The sequence below is a fragment of the Flavobacterium sp. 25HG05S-40 genome, from assembly GCF_052654735.1.
Genome location: NZ_CP199750.1, coordinates 1773109 through 1793442 on the forward strand (window position 1 = coordinate 1773109; position 20334 = coordinate 1793442).

Annotated in this window: 18 protein-coding genes; 10 read left to right on the plus strand and 8 right to left on the minus strand. The window is 37.2% G+C overall.

Annotated elements, in window-relative coordinates; all coding sequences use genetic code 11:
- Positions 1-6: 6 nt before the first annotated feature.
- Positions 7-1179, minus strand: a complete 1173-nt coding sequence (locus ACULEU_RS07675; RefSeq protein WP_445452013.1) for a THUMP domain-containing class I SAM-dependent RNA methyltransferase — start codon at positions 1177-1179, stop codon at positions 7-9.
- Between the two features lie 161 nt (positions 1180-1340).
- On the opposite strand from ACULEU_RS07675, the gene ACULEU_RS07680 reads away from it, so the two are divergent.
- The 9 genes from ACULEU_RS07680 (at position 1341) to ACULEU_RS07720 (ending at position 6660) form a co-directional block, all read left to right on the plus strand.
- Positions 1341-2117 (plus strand): class I SAM-dependent methyltransferase, encoded by a 777-nt coding sequence (locus ACULEU_RS07680; protein WP_445452014.1) that lies wholly within the window; start codon positions 1341-1343, stop codon positions 2115-2117.
- A gap of 31 nt (positions 2118-2148) precedes the next feature.
- The gene (locus ACULEU_RS07685; protein WP_445452015.1) at positions 2149-2817 is read left to right on the plus strand and encodes a ZIP family metal transporter; all 669 of its coding nucleotides are present in this window, start codon (positions 2149-2151) and stop codon (positions 2815-2817) included.
- A 49-nt stretch (positions 2818-2866) separates the two neighbouring features.
- The gene (locus tag ACULEU_RS07690) at positions 2867-3247 is read left to right on the plus strand and encodes a PH domain-containing protein (protein ID WP_445452016.1); all 381 of its coding nucleotides are present in this window, start codon (positions 2867-2869) and stop codon (positions 3245-3247) included.
- Between the two features lie 4 nt (positions 3248-3251).
- Positions 3252-4088: an N-acetylmuramic acid 6-phosphate etherase gene (gene murQ, locus ACULEU_RS07695; protein WP_445452017.1), complete on the plus strand. Its 837-nt coding sequence runs from the start codon at positions 3252-3254 to the stop codon at positions 4086-4088.
- A gap of 10 nt (positions 4089-4098) precedes the next feature.
- Positions 4099-4584, plus strand: coding sequence for a hypothetical protein (locus ACULEU_RS07700; protein ID WP_445452018.1), 486 nt, complete (start codon positions 4099-4101; stop codon positions 4582-4584).
- Position 4585: 1 nt separating this feature from the next.
- Positions 4586-4816: a DUF6095 family protein gene (locus tag ACULEU_RS07705; protein ID WP_445452019.1), complete on the plus strand. Its 231-nt coding sequence runs from the start codon at positions 4586-4588 to the stop codon at positions 4814-4816.
- Positions 4803-5375, plus strand: a complete 573-nt coding sequence (locus ACULEU_RS07710) for a DUF1572 family protein (protein ID WP_445452020.1) — start codon at positions 4803-4805, stop codon at positions 5373-5375. The genes ACULEU_RS07705 and ACULEU_RS07710 overlap by 14 nt, the downstream gene beginning before the upstream one ends.
- A 105-nt stretch (positions 5376-5480) precedes the next feature.
- Positions 5481-5852: a DNA topoisomerase IV gene (locus tag ACULEU_RS07715; RefSeq protein WP_445452021.1), complete on the plus strand. Its 372-nt coding sequence runs from the start codon at positions 5481-5483 to the stop codon at positions 5850-5852.
- Between the two features lie 34 nt (positions 5853-5886).
- A complete protein-coding gene (locus ACULEU_RS07720) occupies positions 5887-6660 on the plus strand; it encodes a TerC family protein (protein ID WP_445452022.1) in 774 nt (257 codons plus the stop codon).
- Positions 6661-6811: 151 nt separating this feature from the next.
- On the opposite strand, the gene ACULEU_RS07725 is transcribed toward ACULEU_RS07720, so the two are convergent.
- The 7 genes from ACULEU_RS07725 to ACULEU_RS07755 form a co-directional block, all read right to left on the minus strand.
- Positions 6812-9532, minus strand: coding sequence for a DNA gyrase/topoisomerase IV subunit A (locus ACULEU_RS07725; RefSeq protein ID WP_445452023.1), 2721 nt, complete (start codon positions 9530-9532; stop codon positions 6812-6814).
- 80 nt (positions 9533-9612) lie between these two features.
- Positions 9613-11469: a DNA topoisomerase IV subunit B gene (locus ACULEU_RS07730; RefSeq protein WP_445452024.1), complete on the minus strand. Its 1857-nt coding sequence runs from the start codon at positions 11467-11469 to the stop codon at positions 9613-9615.
- 196 nt (positions 11470-11665) lie between these two features.
- Positions 11666-12349, minus strand: a complete 684-nt coding sequence (locus ACULEU_RS07735; RefSeq protein WP_445452025.1) for a TIGR02117 family protein — start codon at positions 12347-12349, stop codon at positions 11666-11668.
- Between the two features lie 170 nt (positions 12350-12519).
- Complete coding sequence (locus ACULEU_RS07740; RefSeq protein ID WP_445452026.1) at positions 12520-14034, minus strand: ATP-binding protein; 1515 nt, start codon at positions 14032-14034, stop codon at positions 12520-12522.
- A gap of 2 nt (positions 14035-14036) precedes the next feature.
- Entirely contained in the window at positions 14037-15179 is a 1143-nt protein-coding gene (locus ACULEU_RS07745) for an FIST signal transduction protein (protein ID WP_445452027.1), read from the minus strand.
- A gap of 114 nt (positions 15180-15293) precedes the next feature.
- Positions 15294-16388 carry a redox-regulated ATPase YchF gene (gene ychF, locus ACULEU_RS07750; protein WP_445452028.1) on the minus strand — a complete coding sequence of 365 codons (1095 nt, stop codon included), beginning with the start codon at positions 16386-16388 and terminating at the stop codon, positions 15294-15296.
- Positions 16389-16463: 75 nt separating this feature from the next.
- On the minus strand, positions 16464-17627 hold the full coding sequence (locus tag ACULEU_RS07755; RefSeq protein ID WP_445452029.1) for a hypothetical protein: 1164 nt from the start codon (positions 17625-17627) through the stop codon (positions 16464-16466).
- Positions 17628-17783: 156 nt separating this feature from the next.
- On the opposite strand from ACULEU_RS07755, the gene ACULEU_RS07760 reads away from it, so the two are divergent.
- A complete protein-coding gene (locus tag ACULEU_RS07760) occupies positions 17784-20228 on the plus strand; it encodes a TonB-dependent receptor plug domain-containing protein (protein ID WP_445452030.1) in 2445 nt (814 codons plus the stop codon).
- Positions 20229-20334: the final 106 nt, after the last annotated feature.

The window sequence follows — 20334 nt, forward strand, 5'->3', positions numbered from 1 at the left end:
TTATCTTTACTCTTCCTCTTCTTCTCTATTTTGGAATTTAGTTCGCTTACTACCTTCATACATTTCGTATTTAACTAAACGAGCTTCTAAGCTTCCGTTAAATAATTTAATCTTACGAGATGGACGCAATCCAACAAATTTTAGCGCTTCGAGATTCCCTGTGATGAACCAGGCATTGGTATTTGGGTAATTGTTTTTTAAGGTATCGCCTAATTCTCTATAAAAACGCTCCAGTTCAATGTCCAAACGCTCTCCATAAGGTGGATTAAAAACCATATGCAAAGGTCCGGTATTCTCTTTTTTACTGTCGAAAAAGTTAGCTTGAATAATGCTCACATACTCCTCGAGATTCGCATTGGCGATATTGTCTTTGGCTTTGGTGACAGCACTTGGAGCTTTGTCATAACCAATAATCGTATGGTGAAACTCTTTAGTTCGTTTCATTAATGCATCAATAATTTGATCGAATAAATCGTTGTCCCAGTCGTTCCATTTCTCAAACGCAAATTCTTTTCGGTTGATGTTGGCCGGAATATTACACGCAATCATAGCGGCTTCCGCTAAAATTGTTCCCGAGCCACACATTGGATCTAAAAAATCACTGCTTCCATCCCAGCCCGAAAGCAAGAGCATTCCTGCGGCCAAAACTTCATTTATAGGAGCAATATTAGTGGCAGTTCGATACCCTCTATGATGCAGCGAAGCACCCGAAGTATCTAGCGCAACCGAGCATTGATCTCTGTCAATGTGAATGTTGATTCGTAAATCGGGGAAATCCTTATCAATACTGGGACGTTGTCCTGTCTTATCGCGAAACTGATCTACAATAGCATCTTTTGCCTTTTGGGAAACAAACTGAGAATGCTTGAAATAATCCGAATGAATCGTAGTATCAATAACAAAAGTCTGACCTTCGTTGAGGTATTTTGACCAGTCAATGCCCTGAATACCTTTGTATAAATTTTGGTCGTTTGTCGCTTTGAAATAATAAATCGGCTTCAATATTTTTAGTGCGGTCCGCAGCGACAAATTGGCTTTGTACATAAATCCTTTATCGCCTTTAAAACTCACAGCTCGAGTACCTATTTCGACTTCTTGTGCGCCTAACTGTTGTAATTCTTTGCCTAGTATTTCTTCAAAACCAAAAAAGGTCTTGGCAATCATTTTAAAATTCTCCATTTTTTATAAATTTTGTCACCCTGACTACTTCGCCTATGCGCAGCATAAACTAGAGTCTAAGGGCCAATAGCAATTTCAGTGGCAATATCAATATTCAATTGCGCTAACTTCGGCAAAAATACACTAAATTTGCACGTTCAGAATTCATTTGAAAAGAATAAATGTCAAAGTCTACAAATACAAATTCCCATTCCGAAGTTTCGGAACCCACTTCTACATCAGAAAAATGGTATTCCTCTTGGTTTGATACGCCTTATTACCACATACTTTATAAAGACCGGAATTATCGTGAAGCACAGGTTTTCATGGATAACCTTACGCATTATTTAAATTTACCCGAAAAAGCAAAAGTGCTTGATTTAGCTTGTGGCAAAGGACGACACGCCATTTACCTAAACCAATTGGGTTTTGATGTCGTAGGTGCCGATTTATCGGAAAATAGTATTGCCGAAGCCAATAAGAATGCTAATGATACGTTGCAGTTTGTAGTTCATGACAAACGCGAACCTTTTGACCAAAAGTTTGATGCTATTTTTAATCTATTTACCAGTTTTGGTTATTTTGAACATCGTGAAGATGATATCAAAACACTGAAGGCCATTAAAGAAAGTCTATCGGAATATGGCTTTGCTGTCATTGACTTTATGAATTCACAACAAGTAATAGAGAATTTAATTCCGGAAGAAACCAAAGAAGTTGATGGCATTACTTTCTACATCAAGCGCTATGTTCAAGATGGATTTATTACTAAGGAAATTGATTTTGAAGATCAAGGAACAAAATTTCATTTTACAGAAAAAGTGCGCGCCTATATGTTGTCCGATTTTCAGCAGATGATGGACGAAACTGGCATTTATCTTTTGGATACTTTTGGAGATTATAAACTGAAGAAATTCCATAAAAATACCAGCGAACGTTTGATAATGATATTTAAGTAGCCACATTAGGTATTAGGCAAATTAAAAAGAAATGAATTATTTATTACCCTTACTTTCTGTACTATTAGGTTATGCTATTGCTATTGGATTTAAACCCAAAGTAAAACAAAATCTCAAGTTGCTTTTGGCCTTTAGTGGTTCGTTTCTGTTGTCGTTAACGGTATTGCATTTGTTGCCCGAAGTATATGAAAATCAAGATAAAACCGTTGGGCTTTTTATCATGATGGGGATTTTATTCCAGATTATATTAGAGTTTTTCTCAAAAGGTGCGGAACACGGTCATGTTCACGGTCACGGAAAAATAAATAAAATGCCTTGGTTGTTATTTATCAGCTTGTGTATTCATGCTTTACTCGAAGGCTTTCCTGTGGGACATCACCACAATTTGGCTTATGGGATTGCCATTCACCACTTGCCTATTGCTATCATCTTAACGACCTTTTTTATCAATGCCGAATTGAATAAAACAGCATTATTTTTCTTTATGCTGACCTTCGCTGTGATGACTCCAGTTGGAACATTAGCATCAGATAGCTTTCCTATTTTAAATCAATATTACACCCAAATAACCGCTGTGGTTATCGGAATACTGTTTCATATTTCTTCAACCATCATCTTTGAAAGCAGTGAAGGACACAAGTTCAATATTGCCAAAGTAAGCATGATTATTTTTGGAATTGTATTGGCTAGCCTATTGTAAACTCTTGGCTTTATTGCTATATTTGATTTTCTAATTTTAAAAACGATTTATGGGTTTATTTTCAGCATTACTAGGCAATGCCGGCGCCGTATCCAAAGAAAACTTAATTACTGATTACGGAAAATTATTAATTGAAGGCGAAGAAATCGAATTGGGTTTCAAACTGATACGGGACACCTTCATTTTCACCACCAAACGCTTGATTCTTATAGAAAAACAAGGTATTACCGGAAGTAAAGTGGAATACAAATCAATTGTTTATAAAAGCATTTCACGTTTCAGCATAGAAACCGCCGGAACTTTTGATTTGGAAGCTGAACTTAAAATCTGGGTTTCTAGCGAGAGCAATCCGAGTATTATGAAGCAATTCAATAAATCTGTCAATGTGTATGATGTTCAAAATGTTTTAGCACATCATGTTTTAAAATAGTATCATGAATTTTACCAAAACCACCGAACAGTCCTCGCATTACGAGCATTTGGAAAAAATGTCGGTTGCCGATTTGCTTTCCAACATCAACAAAGAAGACCAAACGGTGCCATTTGCTGTTGAAAAAGCATTACCCCAAATCGAAGTTTTGGTAACCAAAGTTGTTGAGAAAATGAAACTCGGAGGTCGCCTTTTTTATATTGGTGCCGGAACTTCGGGAAGATTGGGAATTGTCGATGCTTCGGAATGTCCGCCTACTTTTGGTGTCCCGTTTGATTGGGTTAACGGAATTATTGCCGGCGGCGACAACGCTATTCGTCGTGCCGTAGAGAATGCAGAAGACAATACAACGCAAGCTTGGATTGATTTACAAGAACACCATATCGGAACAAATGATGTGGTTATCGGAATTGCTGCTTCTGGAACTACGCCTTATGTGATTGGTGGTTTAGAACAATGTCATCAAAGAAATATCGTTACCGGATGCATTACCTGTAACGAAGGTAGTCCGTTAGCTTTAACCGCAAAATTTCCTGTCGTTGTGGTGGTTGGACCTGAATTTGTTACCGGAAGTTCCCGAATGAAAGCTGGAACCGCACAGAAATTGGTATTGAATATGATTTCGACTGCGACCATGATTCAACTCGGAAAAGTGAAAGGCAACAAAATGGTCGATATGCAACTGAGTAATGACAAATTAGTAGACCGTGGCGTTAAGATGATTATGAGTGAAATTCCCGTTGATTATGAAAAAGCCGCTGCATTACTGAAAGAATTCGGAAGTGTCAGAAAAGCGGTGGATCATTGGTCACAAATCCATCTGTCTAATGAAACCAACTAAACTACAAATGATGAAAAATATACTACTTGCATTTACACTGGTTATAGGATTTTCGGCCTTTTCACAAGGACTAACCCTTGGAGATACTTCGCCCAAACCCTTAAAATTGGAAAAAGGTAAAATCTATCAAGATGGTGTGCAAATTCCGAGTTATCAAGTGAAAAAGATATTGGCTACTAATTTTCCTTCGCTTAAAGTATACAAACAAGCACAAACCAAACAGACTTTGGGCGGAGCACTTCTCGGATTGGGAACAGCTTTAATTGTTGTTGATGGTGCCATTGGTTTGTTTTCGGATGCTAAATATCCCACAGCAATGACTTATGGTGGTTTAGGAATGGTAGCGGTTTCGATTCCGATATTATCGGGAAGAGCCAAAAAAGTAGAAGATGCGGTGCAATCCTATAACGAAAGTTTAAAAAACACCAGTTCGACCGACTTTACTATCAACGCTGTAGCAAATCAAAACGGCTTTGGCATACAAATCCATTTTTAAGATGTCAGACAATAAAAAACTTATGGACAAGGGAATCAAGTATATGCTGTATGCATTACCTCTTATGTTTATTGGACCAAGTGTAATCTACAATGCCTTTATCAACAAGCAAAATGTATGGCATTATTTGGTTTTGGCGGTTGGAATCGCCCTTTCCTTATTGGCTGTATTCTTTATGTTCAAAGGAATCAAAAGTTTAACCGATGCTCTTTTCAATCATGACAGACAATAAATACCTAGAAAGCGTAAAAAAACAGTTTCTCTATTATAAAACTATTGGAGAAAAAGCCATGGAACAAGTAGAACCCGAGCAATTGTTTGTTTCGGTAAATGAAGACACGAATTCAATTGCTGTTATTGTCAAACATCTATCAGGGAATATGCTCTCGCGATGGACAGATTTTCTGACATCAGACGGTGAAAAAGAATGGCGCAATCGCGATAGTGAGTTTGAAGAAGACGTCACCTCTAAAGAGGAATTATTGCGAATTTGGAATCAAGGCTGGGATTGTTTGTTCGAAGCACTAAACTCTTTATCTTCAGAAGATTTAGAAACTATTATTTACATCAGAAATGAAGGTCATACTGTGATCGAAGCCATCAACCGTCAGTTGGCGCATTATCCGTATCATATCGGTCAAATTGTATTTTATGCCAAAATGCTAAAGTCTACCGAATGGACTTCACTTTCTATTCCGAGAAACAAATCCAATACCTACAATGCCGATAAATTTTCTAAAGAAAAAACGATTAAGAACTTTACGGACGACGAGTTACATAAATTAAAATAAACTAGCACCGATTCCTGCGGCAGTCACTTCGTTCGTGTGAAGCAAGCTACCTCGTAGCGCGGAAAGCGGGAAAAAGCTCCTAGTAGAAACACTGAACAGTAAAACATGAAACAAGTAGCCATACTCCTCTTTACCATTATATTGATTTCTTGCAGCAACCACGAGCGAAATTGCCAAGATTTTAGAACCGGAACTTTTGAGTTTCAGCAAACGATAAATGGAAAAAAACATACGTCGACTTTTACGCGTACTGAAAAACTTCAAATTGAAACTTACAAAGGCAAAACCGATACAGCCTCAGTACGTTGGGTGAATGACTGCGAGTTTATTTTGCAGAAACTAAACCCCAAATCGATGCAAGAAGAAAAAGCGATCAGTATGAAAATTTTGTTTACCGAAGAAAATAGCTATACTTTTGAATATTCCTTTGTGGGAAGCAACAAAAAAGAACGCGGTGTTGTTACAAAATTGAAATAAATAGCTTAATATCCTACCAACTTAAACACAAAACATGGAAGTATTTTTAAATCCCGATGCCTGGATTGCCCTTTTGACATTAACTTTTTTAGAAATTGTTTTAGGAATTGATAATATCATCTTTATCTCTATTGTCACCGGAAAACTACCTCAAGAAAAGCGCAAAAGAGCCACACGGATAGGATTGTTTTTAGCGATGTTTATGCGTATTGGTTTGTTGTTTGGCATCACGCTTTTGATAGCCATGAAAAAACCATTGTTTAGTTTTGACTGGGGTTGGTTTAGTGCTGATTTCACAGGCCAAGCCTTAATTTTATTACTAGGAGGTATTTTCCTTATTTATAAAAGCACCAAAGAAATTCACGAAAAAGTAGACCACAAAGGGGAAGAAGAAAAAACCCTAAAAACATCAGCTGCGAAATCATTTAGCAACGTCATTATTCAAATTCTTTTAATCGATTTGATCTTTTCTGTAGACAGTATATTAACGGCTGTGGGAATGACCAATGGTGTTGAAGGCGCGCTTTACATTATGATTACTGCTGTAGTCATTTCTGTTGGTGTAATGATGCTTTTTGCTGTTCCTGTAGGCAATTTTGTCAATGCCAATCCTTCGATTCAAGTATTAGGTTTGGCATTTTTAATTCTAATTGGATTTATGTTGATTACCGAAAGCATGCATTTATCAAACGCTTCTCTTGTCGGACAGCACGTTGGTGTGGTTCCGAAAGGGTATTTGTATTTTGCCATAGCCTTCTCGCTAGCTGTAGAATTTGTCAACATGAAAATGCGTAAAAGCAAACATTAATATAAAAATTAGGAGCGAATGGCTTGGGATGTATTAGTGATGGCAATTCCCGCTGTACGTTACAATAAAAAAAGTCCCTATTTGGGACTTTTTTTATTTTCACTGCCATCAGGGCTAGATAGGATTGGCATTTAAGCCTTGTCAAATTGAATTAATCCAACGACAAAGTAATCTGTCCGTCATCGCCGGTTTCGGTTTGAATGTTATCAGACATATCGGTTTCGTCTGTAACTTCCATTGTTTCGGGTTCTTCCGGTTCCGGTTCTTCATAAGGCAACGATTCCAACAAATTGACTTGCTTCAGTTTATCCGCGGTCAATTGATTTCCTAAGGCTTTGATTCCTTTAACCGCTATGAACTCTTCCAAATTAATGATTTGGTTGTCTTTCTGAACGCCTTTCACTTTTGCAAAAACAATCTCTGCCACCGGACGCCAATCAGTAGAAACAATTTCTAACTGTGACTTCTCGTGCTCACTGATAAAGACTTCTTCTTTGTTTTCATTCTCCACCAAGAAACGTTTGATGAAATACCGTTCTTTTTCACCGTCATAATAAATGGCGGAAATAGGTTTGTTCGGATTCCATTTTTCCATCTTGATCATGTCTTCTTCAAAATGGGTCGTCAATTCGGGAATAATGGTCTTCAGTTTACCCGATTGATTGATAATCAGCAGTCGGTCATTAGGCCTAAATTCCCCTAACAACTCGCCTCTTCCGTCTACGTTCAAGCGCTGAACCGAATCGTCGAACCAGACTTTTCTCGGACGCAACGTCGATATTCCTTTTTCTTTTAATTCGATTTTCTTGATTGGATATTTGGTGACCGTGTTACCACGTGAAGCTCTTCCTTTGATGGCGATATCAGAGAAATCGACATCCCATTTTAATTTTTTGATGCTTCCTACCTGACGCAACAAAATTGTAATTACTTCCGCTTCCCCATTCGGATTGGCCGAGAAATACAATACTTGAGAACCGGGTTTTTCCTGAGTTAGGTCATAGAATTTATCCCGCGTCACTCCGGAAACATTAAAACGTTTGATAAAGGTAGCACCGTTTTTACCATCGCGGTAAATCATATTGTAAATGGTACGCTTATCGTTTTTATCAAAAACAGCAATATGAATAATATCTTTGCCGACAAACTTCTTGTCATCTACCTTGGCAATCATCATTTTCCCATCGCGAAGGAACACAATGACGTCATCAATATCAGAACAATCGGCTACATATTCGTCCTTCTTTAAACCCGTTCCGAAGAAACCTTCTTCCCGGTTTACGTATAATTTTGTATTTCTCAAAGCCACTTTAGTAGCTTCAATATTATCAAAACTTCTAAGTTCTGTCTGACGTTCACGTCCTTTTCCAAATTTGTCTTTTAAGTGTTGGAAAAAGTTGATGGCAAAATCGATGATGTGATCCAAATCGTGCTTCACTTGTTCCATTTCGGCTTCCAGTTTGGCAATACCATCATCGGCTTTATCCGAATCAAATCGCGTGATACGAATCATCGGAATCTGAGTCAGTTTTTGTAAATCATCGTCATTGATGTCACGCACAAAGGACTTTTGAAAAGGCTTGAATCTCTTGTACATGTACTCATAAAGCGTTTCTCTGTCCGAATACAACTTGAAATCGATGTACATTTCTTCACGAATGAAAATCTTTTCCAAGGTCGAGAAATGCCATTTGTTTTCGAGTTCGTCCAACTGAATTTCTAGCTCGCGCTTCAATAAATCGACTGTTCGGTGCGTCGAAATTTTTAACATATCGGTCACACCGATAAAGAGCGGTTTATGATTTTCAATCACGCAACCTAAAGGCGCTACAGACGTTTCACAAGCAGTGAACGCATATAAGGCATCAATAGTTTTATCGGGAGAAACACCTGGCGGAAGATGGATAAGAATCTCCACTTCAGCAGCGGTATTGTCTTCTATTTTTTTGACTTTAATTTTTCCTTTTTCATTGGCTTTCAAAATACTATCAATGAGAGTTGAAGTATTGGTTGAAAATGGAATTTGAGTAATCACCAACGTTTGTTTGTCTAACTGCCCTATTCTGGCACGGACTCTAACACGTCCGCCACGGAGACCATCGTTGTAATTCGAAACATCGGCAATTCCGGCTGTCGGGAAATCGGGAAACAGTGTAAACGGTTTGTTTTTTAGAACTTTTATCGAGCAATCGATCAATTCGTTGAAATTGTGAGGCAACACTTTCGTGGATAAACCTACAGCAATTCCTTCGGCTCCTTGCGCTAACAATAACGGAAACTTAACCGGAAGATTAATAGGTTCAGCCCGACGCCCATCGTATGACATTCCCCATTGCGTGATTTTGGGAGAATATAAGATTTCGTGTCCTAACTTAGAAATACGTGCTTCAATGTAACGAGAAGCCGCAGCACCATCACCCGTGAGGATATTTCCCCAGTTTCCCTGCATGTCGATTAGCAAGTCTTTTTGACCAATCTGTACCATCGCGTCACCAATACTGGCGTCACCGTGAGGGTGATACTGCATGGTGTGTCCGACAATGTTCGCCACTTTGTTGTAACGACCATCATCCAACTCCTTCATGGAGTGCATGATACGACGTTGTACTGGTTTGAAACCATCTTCAATAGCGGGAACGGCACGCTCTAAGATTACGTAGGAAGCGTAATCGAGGAACCAATCCTTGTACATTCCGGTTACTTTCGTAATAGTGTCTTCTGGATTTTCGTCGTTTTCGTAGAAATTGTTACCACCAGAGGATTTGATGTCTTCAAAGCCTTCTTCTGGGGCATTATCGCCTGAAGATTCATTCAACTGTTCGTTGTTTTCGTCTTCGTTAGGGATGTTATCGTCTTCTTCTTCGTTGTTCATATAAAAGCTTCTAAGGTTCTGAGGCTCTTAGTTTGAGTAAAAAACACTCCATTACTAAGTCACTCAGCTACTTCTTTAATTTAATTTTTCTCCACCACATCCAATTCGACTTTCAGATTATTGATAATGAATATCTGTCGATCCGGTGTATTTTTTCCCATGTAGAATTCGAGTAAAGTCTCTATAGACGTCGCTTTATCTAACATGACCGGATCTAGTCGGATATCCTGACCGATAAAGTGCTTGAACTCGTCAGGTGAAATTTCTCCTAATCCTTTGAATCGTGTGATTTCGGGTTTTGGTTTTAGTTTTTCGATAGCATCCACACGTTCCTGTTCGCTGTAGCAGTATATGGTTTCTTTTTTGTTTCGGACACGAAATAAAGGTGTCTGTAAAATATACAAATGACCATCTTTGATCAATTCCGGAAAAAACTGGAGGAAGAACGTTATCAATAACAACCGAATATGCATTCCGTCGACATCGGCATCGGTAGCGATTACGATATTGTTGTAGCGCAAATCACCCATGTCTTCTTCAATATCTAAAGCAGCCTGCAATAAGTTGAATTCTTCATTTTCATAGACAATCTTCTTCGACATGCCATAAGAGTTCAAAGGCTTTCCACGCAAACTGAATACGGCTTGTGTATTCACATCGCGACTTTTGGTAATGGAACCTGAAGCCGAATCTCCCTCGGTTATAAATAACGTACTCTCTAAACTTCGTGGGTTTTTGGCATCGGTTAAATGCACGCGGCAATCGCGTAGTTTTTTGTTGTGTAAGCTTGACTTCTTGGCTCTGTCTTTGGCTAACTTACGGATTCCGGATAGTTCTTTTCGCTCGCGTTCAGCTTGTAAAATTTTACGCAACAGCAAATCGGCCACTTCGGGATTTTTGTGTAGAAAGTTATCTAATTTGGTTTTAATAAAATCGTTCACAAACGTACGTACGGATGGACCTTTCGGACCAATTTCTGTAGAACCTAATTTGGTTTTGGTTTGTGATTCGAAAACAGGTTCCTCGACTTTGACGGCTATTGCAGATACAATTGATTTACGAATATCTGAAGCTTCAAAAGGTTTATTATAGAATTCCTTAATCGTTTTTACAATTGCTTCGCGGAAGGCACCTAAATGCGTTCCACCCTGCGTTGTATTTTGTCCGTTGACAAACGAATGGTATTCTTCAGAATATTGCGATTTACTGTGGGTCATGGCAATTTCAATATCATCACCCAAAAGATGGATGATAGGATACTGCATGTCTTCCTCGGTAATGGTTTCTTCTAGTAAATCCTTTAAACCGTTATCCGAATAGTATTTTTCGCCATTGTAATAAATGGTCAGTCCTGTATTCAAATAACAGTAATTTTTGAGCATCTTTATCACATACTCATTACGGTATTTGTAATTCTTAAAGATCGCTTCATCGGCAACGAAAGCCACTTTGGTTCCTTTGCGTTTAGTTGATTCTACTACATCTTCTTCAAGAGTCAGATTTCCGGCAGAGAATTCGGCTGCTTTCTGTTGGTTATCCCGAACCGATTCGACGCGAAAGTAGTTGGATAAGGCATTTACGGCTTTGGTTCCGACTCCATTCAAACCAACCGATTTCTTGAAGGCTTTGGAATCGTATTTTCCACCCGTATTCATTTTGGAAACAACATCGACTACTTTACCTAATGGAATACCTCGACCGTAATCACGAACCGAAACCATTTTGTCTTTGATGTTGACTTCGATGACTTTTCCGGCTCCCATGACAAACTCGTCAATACAGTTGTCTATAACCTCTTTCAGAAGAATATAAATACCATCATCGGGCGATGAACCGTCACCTAGTTTTCCGATATACATTCCGGGACGCATTCTGATGTGTTCCTTCCAGTCTAACGAACGGATATTGTCTTCAGTATATTGATTTTGCTCTTGCATTGGGAATAGTCGATTTTGCGCTAATATAGTGGAATTAGAGCGATTTTAGCACTAACAATTCCCAAAGTTATTAAGAATGATATTGACAAAAAGAAGAAAGAAAAAAAACATAGAAAATAGACTGTTCCGCATAAAAAAACCGCTAAATCCCTTCAATGGTTTATCTATTTTCTTTTCTCTATTTTCTATTTTCTTGTTACTGATAATGACCAAATATTCCGGTATCTGTAACAGTCCAGAAGGCTGCTTTTTGGTTGGCTGCCTTTAATCCGCCGTTTGCCCAGGAATTGCAGGTTTGAAATAGATTGTACTTCCCATTGGCTTCATAAAAACTGTCGTAGCTACCATAGGTAGTAGCTTCTATAAAAATGGGGTTCTGATTAGCATCATACTGAAAAGTAGCCTCGATATACTGTACTAATTTTTCGTAATTATCTTTGGAAACAGCTATCTTAACACAGGATTTACTTTCGGTAAGCGATTTGAAAAAAGTTGCATGCATGGCCGAATTCCCTAATCCGAAAGCGGCATTAAAAGCTGTGCTCGCCTTTAAATCGGACCATTGTGGTGTATTGAGATAAAAGCCTTTATCGCCCCAGCCAAACGCTATAAATTGTGCGGTCGAATCTTTTGCTTTAGTATTTTCAACTTTGATTTCCTGACTCCAATCTTTAATGTCGTTTTTAATAGGAACCACCAAATCTGTGTGCACACCGTTGGTCAGAATGTAAATCGAAACTTCTTTGGGTTGGGCCGCTGCATCACTGTTTACAGTGATTTTAGATAAGGAAAAAGCGGCTAGTGTATAGAAAACTAAGAATAAGAGTATTCCAAAAAATACTTTTTTGAAAATGCGGAGTGATTTTTTTAAGGTGGTCATGATGAAAGGGTTAGTTTTCTTGACAAGTCAAATCTTGTGCCAAAAATAACACGCTCTATAACTTCCCTTTTGTCGAATGCTCTGGTGTTATTTCAATGGAATTAGAGCGATTTTGGAATTTTTCATTGTCAACGTTATTCCAAATAATATTGACAAAAAAAGAGGTTTCTTTATTTCAGAAAATACTTTTTTAACTTCATGTTTAGCTCTTTCGGGTTGAAAGGCTTTATAATATATTCATTGATCCCAATTTGCATGGCTCTGTCGAGATAACCAAAAGAAGCTGATGCAGTGAGCGCAATTATGGGAATCCTTTTATTTTGTTCTCTGATGATTGTGGTAGCTTCGTATCCATCCATTACGGGCATTGACAAATCCATTAGTACAACATCATAGGTGTTTTTTTCGAATTTTTGCACGCCTATAAGACCATTTTCAGCCAAATCCACAATCACATTCCACTGCCCCATTATTTTTTGAGCTATTTTGATGTTTATCAGGTTATCTTCAACCAATAAAACGCGCATTCCTTCTAAATTTTGTTCCGTATAATCTTCTTGTAAATCTTGGGTAAATACCGCATCATACCTTTTATTTACGGGAAGGCTAAGTGTAAAATAAAAAGTTGTTCCTACTCCGATTTGGCTATCAAAATAAATTTCTGAGTGTAATAAATTTAATAGTTTTTTGGTTATTACTAAGCCAAGACCTGTTCCTCCAAATTGTCTGGAAGTTTTGGTTTCTGCTTGAGAAAACTTCTGAAATATATTCTGAAAATTATCTTTGTCAATTCCGATGCCCGTATCTTTTACAGCTACTTTGAAGGTAGAAACATCATCAATAAGAGCCATTTGATTAATCTGAATAGTAATGATACCGTTCTTGGTAAACTTAATGGCATTGGAAACTAAATTGGTAATAATTTGATTTAAGCGTAATGGATCACTAATTAAATTAGGTTCAAAATCAGCGTCAATATCCAATTGTATTCGGTTTAAATTCTCTGTTGCTTTAACTTGTAATGATTTCGCGATTTGCTTCACCAGTTCCTTAAAATCAAATGGGATTTTTTCGATATCTATTTTTCCTGCTTCAATTTTATTGAAGTCTAATATATCGTTAATCAGTAGAAATAAATTTTGTGCAGAATGTTTTAAAACTTCAATATTTTCATGAAAGCTTTCGAGTGTATTTTCTTTTTCCATGATATACACCAACCCAATAATAGCGTTGAGAGGTGTTCGTATTTCATGGCTCATTATCGATAAAAATTCGGACTTAGCATCGTTTGCTTTTTCTGCCATTTCTTTGGCCAGATTTAATTTGCTTTGGAAATCCTTTTTAATATCAATTTCCCGATTCAATATCTTGATTAAATCTAATAATCCTGCTTGGCCATCCAATTCATTTCCGTCTTCGTTTAATTGCTTGATGGCTTCAATTATTTTTTCTTGAAATAATTCCTTTTTTTGGAGTTCCTCTTTCAATTTTTTATTGATTTCAGAATATTCTTTATCATTTAAACGAGCCGAGTGTTCAAACAACTCTGCATCTTTATCATAATTAAGATAGGTTTGATTGATAACCTCTACAAAGGCTGAAAGATCGGGAGAGTTTTGAATATCCTGTTGAGACAAATACTTTTCAATTTGTCTATTGAGATGCCGATGTAGTGGTGATTCCATAATTATTCTTCAAACATAGTGGTAATGGTCATCGTTTGATTATGTAGTTCGCAAGCGACATTGTCAAGTAACGGTGAAATTTCTCCATAAGAATAAAATCCGCAAAGTAATGTATTGGAGCCAAATGTTTCTCGAATCACCTCTAATTCTTCTTCTACTCGATCGCCTAAAACAATTCTTCTTCCAACACAACTAATTAAAAGCGCTATTTGCTTTTGTGAGTCTGATTTGTTTTTAATTTTATGTGCTGCGGTGGAAGAAGCATCAATAAGTTTATCTAGATTTCCCTTCATTAATCGCACTAACGAACCTTCCGGAATATTTCCTGCGAATGTCATCGATTTGTTTTCTTCATTGATGGATAAAATAGTTCTCACAACAGGTGTTGAGTTTTCAGTTTCTTTCATCGATAAAGGAAAATAAAGAGATGATCCTGGTAGTTCCTCGGCATATTTTCCGAGATATTCTTTATATAAATCAAGTGCGTATCGATCGCCTATTTTGTACAGAATATTTTTATCAGAGAGCGTTACTTCTCTTTCCGGTCCAAAATCACTCCAACCGCCTTCTGAGCTATAGCCAAAATGAATATTCTCGCCATAAAAACCAACAGCGACAATCATTCCGGCAGATGCGTCAGCATTGAGCCCCACAATTGTCTTTTCAAAACTAAATTCATCTCCAGCCAACCCACCAAAAATTGAAATCTTAGAATCGGTTTGTTTTATTAGCTCATTAATTAGTTCTGTTCCGTTGATATGACTTCCTTCCGATAGGATTAAAATTGATTTAATATCTTCTTGCAGTAAGTCATTTTTAATTTTAGTTCCCAAATCGACTATACTGTCATTTGACACAATATCAATACAAGTTGTCTTTATAATTGTCTTTTCTAAATTTATGGCGGTAACCACAATGTCATCAGGAATAGTACAATGATTTGAAATTTGCCCTGATGAAGAACATAAAATTATTTCGGCATTTGGATAAAGTTTACGCATTTTTGAAAATGGTGTCGTTTTTTCCAACAAGGTTCTTTGCCCAAATCCCAAAACAAGATTTGCTTTATCCGGCGCGAAATGTTTTGAAGCAATCAATTCTTGAATCTTGTCTCTGCCGTCAAAAAGTAGTTGTTGGAATTCCATAATGCCTTCAATCAATTAATGATTATAATTGGATAAACTAATGAAAAAAAATTGGAAGAAACAAAAAAACCCACAAATAACTTTGCGGGTTTTTATTGTTAATTTAAAAGAATGTTAGACGTTAAATCGGAAATGCATCACATCGCCATCTTTTACGATATATTCTTTACCTTCCACTCTCAATTTGCCAGCTTCCTTTACTTTGGCTTCAGACCCAAATGAAGAGAAATCCTCAAAAGCTATAACCTCGGCACGAATAAATCCTTTTTCGAAATCGGTGTGAATTACACCAGCTGCTTTTGGAGCAGTATCACCAATATTAATAGTCCATGCACGCACTTCTTTAACGCCAGCCGTGAAATAGGTTTGTAATTTTAAAAGTTTGTAAGCAGCACGAATCAATACAGCTGAGCCAGGCTCGCTTAAACCCATATCTTCTAAGAATACTTGACGCTCTTCGTAGCTTTCTAATTCGGTAATGTCTGCTTCTGCCCCAACAGATAATATGATTACTTCCGCATCTTCATCTTTAACCAGTTCGCGAACTTGATCAACATATTTATTTCCATTCACAGCAGCACTTTCGTCTACATTACATACATACAAAACCGGTTTGTTGGTAATCAATTGAAAATCCTCCATCAATGCTTCTTCATCGGCATTTTGTGGCTCAACTGTACGGGCTGATTTGGCCTGCAGTAAGTTTTCACGGATTCGGTCTAAAAGAGCCTTTTCTGTTTGTGCTTCTTTATTTCCGGTTTTAGCAGCACGATTGACTTTTTCCAAACGTTTTTCAACAGTTTCTAAGTCTTTTAACTGCAGTTCGATATCGATGGTTTCTTTGTCACGGATTGGGTTCACATTACCATCAACGTGAACGATATTGTCATTATCAAAACAACGCAATACATGGATAATAGCATTGCACTCTCTGATGTTAGCTAGGAACTGATTCCCTAAACCTTCACCTTTACTAGCTCCTTTTACAAGACCTGCGATATCAACAATATCAACAGTTGCCATTTGAACACGTTCTGGTTTTACCAATTCTTCTAAGCGGTTTATTCTTGGGTCAGGAACATTTACTACGCCAATATTAGGTTCGATAGTACAAAATGGAAAGTTGGCACTTTGCGCTTTGGCATTTGACAAACAATTAAATAACGTTGATTTTCCGACATTGGGTAATCCTACAATTCCTGCTTTCATTATGAATTTATTTTAAAAGTGTGCAAATATAGCGTAATAAAGTCAAGAAGCAAAAGCGAATATATTGCCGTTGAATTATCTTCTAAACTCCAGGCTTGAGATAATTGCCTCTTCCTCCTCAGTTGCTGTGAGTCCGGACACATCCCAGTAGTTAGTTAGGATGCTGTTGGTTTTGTTGTAGAGTGTTTTACCTTTAAAAACATCGCTGTTGTTGTAGGTGAAATTATGGGTACTGAAATTGGTAGTTACAAAGTAATTTCTAACCTCAATATCCATTTTTTTCTTTTTGCCAATTTGTTCAAATCCAATCTCTTCTTTAGAACTTACTAAATAATAGTTTGAACCATCAAGTCTGTAGATTGTTTTAAATAATGACTTATAAATATTCCTGGAACCGACTGCTGTTTTATCTTTTGTGTTGGCTATAGTTGTAGGAGATACTAATGAACTTACTTCAACAATCAACTTCTTTTTTCGATCGTAAATTATGGTGAAATCATCTTTTAGTTGTTTTGTATTATCGAGTGGAGTTATAGTCATCAGATAGTAATCCTCATTTTTAGAATAGGATTTGATCAGAAAATCATATTCCTTTTTTGCTTTTACTTCTAAAACAGGGTCTAAATACTTGAAGTTATAATAGTTTTCCATAATATCATTTAGATTATAACCTAGAACGTCTGGCGTGAAATCTTCTTGAGCCAGACCGTATGATCGATTCTGTTCGACAAGAATATCCGTTTTAAAATTTTTCTTATTACCTACTAATTGAAAATTTATCAGTCCGTCATTATAGTACGAATTTGTTCCGTTGAGTTTGAAGAATTCTCTGGAATACACCTTAAGTCGGGCGGGAACCGTAAGTTTTTTAGTAGAGTTTTCTACGATACTTTTAAGTATTTTTTGCGGATGCTGTTTGGTGATTATGATTTCGTCAAGTCCTGTGATGCTGCTTTTTAAGTAAATTATATTCGTTTTATCTTTCAACGTATTTGATCTTAATTTAACAGATACGTAAGAAGAATGCGTTACCTGAATATTTGAAATTCCGCTTACAATAAAACTCACCGTCCCTTCTGCGTTGCTTAATAGCGTTTGTTTTGTTTTGGTCACAAAAACAGTTGCGTCTTCAACAGGAAGATCGGTTTCAGCATCTTTTAGAACCAGCACCTTTTCCTCATTTTGGGAAAAAAGATGGAGACTAAAAGTCAAAAAAAGTAGGACTACAATTCTCTTCATTTAAAAATGGATTCGCTCAAATTTAGCAAAAAACCTGAATCTTAAATACCGTTAATTTAAATTGTTTGTTAAATTTTTTAAATTATTTCTTAAGTTTATGTTAAAACGATATATAAAAAACAGTAAATTGCCCTTCTAATTTCTAACCAAACACATATGAAAAAAATTACTTTATTAATGCTAGCAGCCCCATTTTCAGTGGTATTGGCTCAAACTGAACCCAATCCAACGAAATCAGACACTACAAAAGTTCAGGAACTACAGGAAGTACAACTTGTAGGTTCGAGAAACACCAAACGAACCGTTGTAAACTCCGCCGTACCTATCGACATTATCAATGTTAAAGACGTTACCACCCAAAGTGGTAAGATTGAAATCAACGAATTGCTTCAATATTTAGCGCCTTCCTTTAATGCTAACAAGCAATCAGGTTCTGACGGTGCTGACCATGTTGACCCAGCTACCTTAAGAGGAATGGGACCTGATCAGACATTGGTTTTAATCAACGGTAAGCGTCGTCACCAATCCTCTTTGATTAATTTATTCGGAACACGCGGTCGAGGTAATACTGGAACTGATCTGAATGCTATACCGGCCACTGCTATCAAAAGAATTGAGATTCTTAGGGATGGTGCTGCTGCACAATATGGCTCTGATGCTATTGCAGGGGTAATTAATATTGTCCTAAACGACAATGTGGGCGAATTTAACGGTGCTGTTACAACAGGTATTTACAGAAATGATCCTGAAGGTGATTTTCTTCCCGGAACACCCAATACACCGGGATTTCAATTAGACCAAAACGGCAATGGGAATTCTTATGGTAAAGATAAAAAGTATGATGGTTTCTCGGTAAAAGCCGGAGCAAATTACGGTGTTAAACTCGGTAAAAATGGTGGTTTTGTAAATCTTACCGGAGAATATTTATCAAAAGACAAAACGCTGCGTCCTGGGTTTGATTTCAGAAAAGGTTTTGGTGAAGCCGAAATTAAAAGCTATAACCTGATGGCAAATTTGCAGTTACCGCTTTCTAAAAATATTGATTTTTATGCTTTTGGCGGAAGAAACAACAGAGATACTGATGCCTATGCATTTACCAGAAATGGCGGAGAAAGGGTTGTCGAATCTATCTATCCTGGAGGCTATACTCCCAGAATTACTTCTAACATCATTGATAATTCCGTTGCCTTTGGGTTTAAGGCTAAAGCAGGTGATTGGAATATCGATTTGAGTAATGCTTATGGTCAGAATCTTTTTGATTACACCATCAAAGGAACCTTGAATGCGAGTTTGGAAGCAGCATCACCTACCGAATTTCATGCTGGTGGCTTCCGATTGATTCAAAATACTACAAATCTAGATATTACGAGAAACTTTAAAACGGTTTTAAACGGACTCAACTTTGCCTTTGGAGGAGAACATCGAATAGAAAAATATGAAATTACAGCCGGAGAAATTGGTTCTTATGCCACGTTTGACACCAACGGAAATCCAATAACCGACCCAACAACTCAATTCGCACCTATCGACCCTATTTCAGGTAATCCAAGACCCGGTGGTTCACAAGGATTTCCGGGATTCAGTCCACAAAACGAGGTTAACAAACAAAGAACCAGTACCGCAGTATATGCTGATGCCGAGTTAGATGTTTCGGAAGACTTTTTATTAGGAACTGCCTTGAGATATGAGCATTACAGTGATTTTGGAAATACCTTAAACCTAAAAACTGCCTATAAAGTTAAATTAACTGACCAAGTAAGTTTAAGAGGTTCATTCAGTACAGGTTTTAGGGCTCCATCATTAGCGCAAATCTATTTCAATACCAGTTTTACCAACTTCAATGCCAGGGGAGCCACCGAAGTTTTACTAGCAGCCAACGGAAGTGCCGTAACACAGGGATTTGGAATTGACAAATTAAAAGAAGAAAAATCAAGAAATGGATCTGTAGGTCTTACAGGTCGTTTCGGAAAATTCACAGCCACTATTGATGGTTATCTCATTAATGTTAGTGACAGGATTGTCCTTACCGGATATTTTGATGCAACTGCTTTAAATCTAAATGTAGATTCAGCGCAGTTTTTTGTGAACGGTGTCAGCACTGTTACCAAAGGAGTTGACGTGGTTATGGCCTGGAAAAACACTTTTGGTTCTTCTAAATTTGGTGCTACTATTGTTGGAAATATCAATAATATGGAAGTCACTCGTGTTAACAATGGAACTTTAGATGAGGAAACGTTTTTTGGAGCTCGCGAAATTGCTTTCCTCAAAGCTTCAGCTCCTAACAGTAAGTTTGGCTTAAACCTAAATTTTGAAAGAAAATGGTTTGATGCCGGTGCAGCTTTTACCCGATTCAGTAAAGTAGTTTTGGTAGATTATGCCGGATTGGATAATGTTTATGACCCTAAAATTGTAACCGATTTAACACTTGGTTTTCAGATAGTAAAACAAGTAAAATTAACTGTGGGAAGCAATAATCTTTTCAATGTTTATCCGACCAAACAAGATGAATCGGGTAATACTGAAGCCGGCGGTTATTGGGATTCTGTACAAATGGGCTTTAACGGAGCTTATTATTATACAAGACTTAGTTTTAGATTTTAATAAGAAAATAGAAATAACTAAAAATCCTGAGTCACAACTCAGGATTTTTTTATGTAAAAACTATAACTTATATCCATAATCATGTAACTTTTTTCGATGTCTTGAA

What these genes read in the sequence shown, in the direction of transcription:
- ACULEU_RS07760 (WP_445452030.1), top strand. Translation starts at nt 17,784, where the DNA reads ATGAAAAAAATTACTTTATTAATGCTAGCAGCCCCATTTTCAGTGGTA.
- ACULEU_RS07690 (WP_445452016.1), top strand. Translation starts at nt 2,867, where the DNA reads ATGGGTTTATTTTCAGCATTACTAGGCAATGCCGGCGCCGTATCCAAA.
- ACULEU_RS07755 (WP_445452029.1), bottom strand. Translation starts at nt 17,627, where the DNA reads ATGAAGAGAATTGTAGTCCTACTTTTTTTGACTTTTAGTCTCCATCTT.
- ACULEU_RS07680 (WP_445452014.1), top strand. Translation starts at nt 1,341, where the DNA reads ATGTCAAAGTCTACAAATACAAATTCCCATTCCGAAGTTTCGGAACCC.
- ACULEU_RS07715 (WP_445452021.1), top strand. Translation starts at nt 5,481, where the DNA reads ATGAAACAAGTAGCCATACTCCTCTTTACCATTATATTGATTTCTTGC.
- ACULEU_RS07730 (WP_445452024.1), bottom strand. Translation starts at nt 11,469, where the DNA reads ATGCAAGAGCAAAATCAATATACTGAAGACAATATCCGTTCGTTAGAC.
- murQ (WP_445452017.1), top strand. Translation starts at nt 3,252, where the DNA reads ATGAATTTTACCAAAACCACCGAACAGTCCTCGCATTACGAGCATTTG.
- ACULEU_RS07745 (WP_445452027.1), bottom strand. Translation starts at nt 15,179, where the DNA reads ATGGAATTCCAACAACTACTTTTTGACGGCAGAGACAAGATTCAAGAA.
- ACULEU_RS07685 (WP_445452015.1), top strand. Translation starts at nt 2,149, where the DNA reads ATGAATTATTTATTACCCTTACTTTCTGTACTATTAGGTTATGCTATT.
- ACULEU_RS07705 (WP_445452019.1), top strand. Translation starts at nt 4,586, where the DNA reads ATGTCAGACAATAAAAAACTTATGGACAAGGGAATCAAGTATATGCTG.
- ACULEU_RS07700 (WP_445452018.1), top strand. Translation starts at nt 4,099, where the DNA reads ATGAAAAATATACTACTTGCATTTACACTGGTTATAGGATTTTCGGCC.
- ACULEU_RS07740 (WP_445452026.1), bottom strand. Translation starts at nt 14,034, where the DNA reads ATGGAATCACCACTACATCGGCATCTCAATAGACAAATTGAAAAGTAT.
- ACULEU_RS07710 (WP_445452020.1), top strand. Translation starts at nt 4,803, where the DNA reads ATGACAGACAATAAATACCTAGAAAGCGTAAAAAAACAGTTTCTCTAT.
- ychF (WP_445452028.1), bottom strand. Translation starts at nt 16,388, where the DNA reads ATGAAAGCAGGAATTGTAGGATTACCCAATGTCGGAAAATCAACGTTA.
- ACULEU_RS07725 (WP_445452023.1), bottom strand. Translation starts at nt 9,532, where the DNA reads ATGAACAACGAAGAAGAAGACGATAACATCCCTAACGAAGACGAAAAC.
- ACULEU_RS07675 (WP_445452013.1), bottom strand. Translation starts at nt 1,179, where the DNA reads ATGGAGAATTTTAAAATGATTGCCAAGACCTTTTTTGGTTTTGAAGAA.
- ACULEU_RS07720 (WP_445452022.1), top strand. Translation starts at nt 5,887, where the DNA reads ATGGAAGTATTTTTAAATCCCGATGCCTGGATTGCCCTTTTGACATTA.
- ACULEU_RS07735 (WP_445452025.1), bottom strand. Translation starts at nt 12,349, where the DNA reads ATGACCACCTTAAAAAAATCACTCCGCATTTTCAAAAAAGTATTTTTT.